The organism is Variovorax sp. P4_D9 (assembly GCF_056401695.1).
The window spans coordinates 1-4,061 of sequence record NZ_JBFUIU010000787.1; the positions used below are offsets into that span (position 1 = coordinate 1).

Sequence of the window (4,061 nt, forward strand, 5' to 3'; positions counted from 1 at the left end):
TCTTATATCTATTTATTTCATAATTCATTTGATTATGAAATCTATTGACCTCGACGAAACGGACCTCCGCCTGCTCGACGCCTTGCAGCGCGACACCTCCGAAAGCAACCAGTCGCTGGCGGAGCGCCTCGACATCTCGCCGCCCACCTGCCTGAGGCGGCTGCGTCGCCTGCGCGAAGGCGGATGGATCCAGAGCGAGGTCGCGATCGTGGACCCGGCGCGCATCGGTCCGCTGCTCACCGCGGTGATCGAAGTCTCGCTCGACCGGCAGGACGCCGGCTCGCTGGAAGCTTTCGAGCGGCAAGTGGCCCCGGTCGACGCGGTGCAGCAGTGCTACCGCGTTTCGCCCGGCCCCGATTTCGTGCTGATCGTCACCGTGCGCGACATGCCCGGCTACCAGGCGCTGGCGCAGCGACTTTTCACGAGCGACGCCAACGTGCGCAACGTCAAGGCCTTCTTCAACGTCCACCGCGCCAAGTTCGCGCCGCAGCTGCCGCTGCCCGGGCCGGCCTGAGGCCCGTCGCGCCGGCTAGACATGATGGTCGCCGTCCCAACGTAGGCGGCCGGTCTCCAACATCGTAGATTGCGTCCAAAAACGTAGAGCTACATGCTGTGACTTGCGTCGTCAGCAACAAGGAGACCGACCATGGAAGAGCGTAGCAAGCTTCACGTGGGTTTGGACGTCCACAAGGACAGCATCAGCGTGGCGGCGGCCGAGCCGGGCCGCGCGCCCGGGCGCTTGATCGGCAAGGTCAAGCATGACGTGAACCAGCTGCACAAGGTGCTGGGCAAGATCGGCACGCCTGAGCATCTGCACGATGTGTATGAAGCTGGCCCGACGGGCTTCGGTTTGCAACGCGCCTTGCAGGCGAAGGGCTATGTCTGCGAGATCATTGCGCCGTCCCAGATCCCGCGGCGTCCGGGCGACCGCGTGAAGACTGATGGGCGCGACAGCGTGCAGTTGGGTGAGTGCTCGCGCGCCGGGCAGTTGAGCGCCCTGTGGATTCCTGATCCGGATGACGAGGCCATTCGCGATCTGTCGCGAGCCCGCGAGGGCGAAAGCCTTGCTGCGCACAGGCTCCTTGCAGCCAGCCCCTTCGCCCGGCAACGCGATCCCCGGAAATAGGGTGTACAGGCCCCTCTAGCGCTTGGGCGCCTTCTGCGGCCGCTTCCAGCCGGGGAAGCTGGCCTGCCTGGCACGCGAGATCGTGAGTGCGCCGGGCTCGGTGCTCTTGGTGATGGTCGAGCCGCCGCCGATGGTGCCGCCGGCGCCGATCGTGAGTGGCGCCACCAGCACGCAGTTGCTGCCCACGTGGACGTCGTCGCCGATGATCGTGCGATGTTTGTTGGCGCCGTCGTAGTTGGCCGTGATGCTGCCGGCGCCGTAGTTGACCCGCTGGCCGACCGTGGCGTCGCCCAGGTAGGCCAGGTGGTTGGCCTTCGCGCCGGCCGCGAGGGTCGAGTTCTTCACTTCGACGAAGTTGCCGACGTGCACCTCGGCACCCAGCCGGGCCCCGGGACGCAGCCGCGCGAACGGCCCGACCAGGGCCCCGGCGCCGACGGTCACGCCGGCCTGCTCGCCGTCGATGTGGGTGAAGGGATGGATCACCGCGCCGGTCTCGATGCGCGCATTGGCGATCACGCAGTTGGCACCGATGCGGACGTCCGCACCGAGCGACACGGCGCCCTCGAAGACGCAATTGACATCGATCTCGACGTCCGACTCGCAGGCCAGCGTGCCCCGCAGGTCGAAGCGCGCCGGGTCGGCCAGCCGCACGCCCTGCGCCATCAGCGCCTCGGCCTGCCGCAACTGGTAGGCGCGCTCGAGCGCCGCCAGCTGGGCGGGGCTGTTGACGCCGGCCACCTGCAGCGCGTCGTCGGTGCGGTGCGCCACCACTGGCACGCCGTCCACGGCGGCGAAGCCGACGACATCGGTCAGGTAGAACTCGCCCTGCGCGTTCTTGTTGTCCAATCGCGCCAGCCAGGTCTTGAGCAGGCGCGCCGGGACCGCCATCACGCCGCTGTAGATCTCGCGGATGGTGCGCTGCGCCTCGGTCGCGTCCTTCTCCTCGACGATCGACTGGACCTCGCCGTCGGCCTCGGGGCCGCCGTGCAGCCGCACGATGCGGCCATAGCCCTTCGGGTCGTCGACCTGGATGGTCAGCAGTGCCAGCCGCCGGCCGGCGCTCTGGGCCACCAGTGCGCGCAGTGTCTCGCTACCGATCAGCGGCACGTCGCCCGAGAGCACCAGCACCGTGCCGTCGTCGGGCAGGAGCGGGGCCGCCTGCTGCACGGCATGGCCGGTCCCGAGCTGCGGCATCTGGCGCGCGAAGCGGGGCGTCGCGCCCGCCAGCGCGCCTTCGAGGGCGGCTTCGACGTCGGCCGCCCCATGGCCAGTCACGACAACGATGTGGCGCGCACCGATGCCGGCCGCGGTATCGATCACATGGGCCACGAGCGCGCGCCCGCCCAATCGATGCAACACTTTGGGCAGGCTGCTCTTCATGCGTGTGCCTTTGCCGGCCGCCATGATGACGACGTCGATAGGCTCCTGGTTGTCCTGCGGAATCTGATCCATGCCACTTTCCCGAATACGTTGCGCAATACTGGCGCGAATTATCGGTGCCATCGCCCTGGCCACCCTGCTCTCCGCCTGCAGCGCCATCCAACTGGCCTACAACAATCTGCCCGAAATCAGCTACTGGTGGCTCGACAGCTACGTCGACTTCGACGACGCCCAGACGCCGCGGGTACGCGACGAACTGCGCCGCCTGCTGGCCTGGCACCGGCGCGAGGAACTGCCGAAACTCGTCGAGCTGCTGCAGGAGGCACAAGCGCTGGCCCCCTCGGACCTGAGGCCTGAGCAGGCCTGCGCGCTGTTCGATGCCGCCCGCCTTCGCGTGCAGGCATTGGCGGAGCGCGCGGAGCTGGCCGGAACCGAGCTGGCGCTCAGCCTCGGCGAGGCGCAGTTGGAGCATCTCGCGCGCAAGATGGCCGACACCAACGCCGACTTCAAGAAGGACTGGCTCGCTCGCAGCCGGTCGCAGCAACTCGAGAAGCGCTACCAACAGTTCCTCGACCGCAGCGAGGACTTCTACGGACGGCTCGACGCGGAACAACGCGAACTGCTCCACGAGCAAGTGGCACTTTCGGGCTTCGACGCGCGCACGCTGGATGCCGAACGCAAGGCGCGCCAGCACGACCTGCTGGCGCTGCTGCGCCGCTTCAATGCCGAGAAGACACGCCCGCAGGAGGCCAGGTCTGCCATCCGCGCCTATGCCATGCGCATGGTCGAACCACCCCCCGGCCCGGAGAATGACCGGCGGCTCGCGAGGCAGCAGGCGACCTGCCGCACCCTCGCGGCGCTTCACAACCAGACCACCTCCGGCCAGCGCGAGAAGGCACAACGTCGGCTGCGAACCTACGTGTCCGATCTGCAGGAACTGGCGGCCTCGCCCTGAGCCGCCGGATCCCGATTCAGGGCCCGCCGGGCGCGTCGCTGGACGACGAACCAGTTGGCGAGCATCGCATACTGGTAGAGGAAATTGGCCAGACTGGTCGCGATGCCGAATCCCAGCACCGTGCGGAGGGTGCTCGCGCCGAAGATCCACATGTAGGAGATCTGGACCATCAGCACGAAGGGAATGATCCAGGTCTGCAGCACCGTGTGCCCGCGCGCCGCGACGGTTCGAAAGGCGAAGCCCGCGCTGGTCATCAGGAGCGCCGACAGGAAAACCATCCACACCAGCGATTCGCGGCCCTTGTACTGATGGCCGAGCAGCAGCATCCAGTACTGCGGGAACAGGATCGCGCTCGAGAACACCCCCGCCATGATCCAGAGGTAGGCCAGGTGCCCCTTGACGATCAGCGCCCGCAAGCCGTCGCCGTCCGGCGCCCGCGCGATCGCCGGAAACAGCAGCACGCCGGCGATCCGGTCGAAAACCACGAGCATCATGGCGAGCCGACCGAAGGCGCCGACCTCTGCGAGCATCGTGGCGTTCCCGAAGAGCGACACGATGAACACCGTGATGACGCCCTGGAACTGGTAGAAGACGGCGGGC

At 67.5% G+C, this 4,061-nt stretch carries 5 protein-coding genes; 3 read left to right on the plus strand and 2 right to left on the minus strand.

Going from position 1 to position 4,061, the window contains the following annotated elements; all coding sequences use genetic code 11:
- Nucleotides 1–34: 34 nt before the first annotated feature.
- On the plus strand, nt 35–514 hold the full coding sequence (locus AC1DY5_RS45130) for an Lrp/AsnC family transcriptional regulator (RefSeq protein WP_478120909.1): 480 nt from the start codon (nt 35–37) through the stop codon (nt 512–514).
- Between the two features lie 132 nt (nt 515–646).
- Nucleotides 647–1,126 carry an IS110 family transposase gene (locus AC1DY5_RS45135; RefSeq protein ID WP_478120910.1) on the plus strand — a complete coding sequence of 160 codons (480 nt, stop codon included), beginning with the start codon at nt 647–649 and terminating at the stop codon, nt 1,124–1,126.
- A 15-nt stretch (nt 1,127–1,141) separates the two neighbouring features.
- Here the strand turns inward: AC1DY5_RS45135 and glmU are convergent, their stop codons facing one another.
- Entirely contained in the window at nt 1,142–2,578 is a 1,437-nt protein-coding gene (glmU, locus tag AC1DY5_RS45140; RefSeq protein ID WP_478120911.1) for a bifunctional UDP-N-acetylglucosamine diphosphorylase/glucosamine-1-phosphate N-acetyltransferase GlmU, read from the minus strand.
- Here glmU and AC1DY5_RS45145 point away from each other — a divergent pair.
- Nucleotides 2,577–3,461 (plus strand): DUF6279 family lipoprotein, encoded by an 885-nt coding sequence (locus AC1DY5_RS45145; protein ID WP_478120912.1) that lies wholly within the window; start codon nt 2,577–2,579, stop codon nt 3,459–3,461. The two genes, glmU and AC1DY5_RS45145, sit on opposite strands and share 2 nt — an antisense overlap.
- Here AC1DY5_RS45145 and AC1DY5_RS45150 read toward each other — a convergent pair.
- On the minus strand, nt 3,422–4,061 hold a 640-nt coding region (locus AC1DY5_RS45150; RefSeq protein ID WP_478120913.1), incomplete at its 5' end, for a hypothetical protein. The two genes, AC1DY5_RS45145 and AC1DY5_RS45150, sit on opposite strands and share 40 nt — an antisense overlap.